Annotated in this window: 1 protein-coding gene; it reads right to left on the bottom strand. The window is 67.0% G+C overall.

Features of this window, described 5'->3' with window-relative positions; translation table 11 throughout:
• The coding region (locus A5732_RS02755) for an AMP-binding protein (protein ID WP_142256539.1) at positions 1-673 on the bottom strand (673 nt) is incomplete at both ends.

The following is a 673-nucleotide window of genomic DNA, read 5'->3' as shown; positions in this document are numbered from 1 at the left end:
ACTGCGCGAATGGGCAGGCCACGAACCGCGACGCGGTCAACCCGGTCCGGCCCACATAGCCAACCCCGACCCCGCGACCGGCCACATACAACTCGCCGACCACCCCGGCCGGAACCGGGCGCAACCACTCGTCGAGGACGAACAGCGCCGCCCCCGAAACCGGTGAGCCGACCGGCGGCGTTCCGGATCCCTGCGTCAGCGGTGCACTGATCGCCACACACATGGTGGTCTCGGTGGGGCCATAGGCATTGACCATCACCCGCCCCGGCGCCCACCGATCCACCACCTCGACCGGGCAGGCCTCACCGACCACCGCCAAGGCCACCGACTCCAACCCCTCAACCGGCAACGCCGCCACCGCCGATGGAGTCTGTGTCAACACGCTGACCTGTTCAGCAACCAGCACCTGATGCAAGTCCTGCGGCGAACCCGTCACCGCCTCCGACACCACCACCACGCGCCCACCACGCAACAGCGCACCAAAGATCTCCCACACCGAGACGTCGAACGCCAACGAATGACACAGCGCCCACACCCCGGCATCGGGCAGCCCGGCATCCAACGACCCCAACAACTGCGTCACGTTGCGATGAGTAATCGCAACACCTTTGGGCACCCCGGTAGTGCCCGAGGTGTAAATCAGGTAAGCGACATCGTCGGGATCCGGCCCCGG

This window comes from Mycobacterium colombiense (assembly GCF_001953985.1).
Classification (GTDB): Bacteria; Actinomycetota; Actinomycetes; order Mycobacteriales; family Mycobacteriaceae; genus Mycobacterium; species Mycobacterium colombiense_B.
This window is presented reverse-complemented; position numbering and strand designations above follow the sequence as displayed.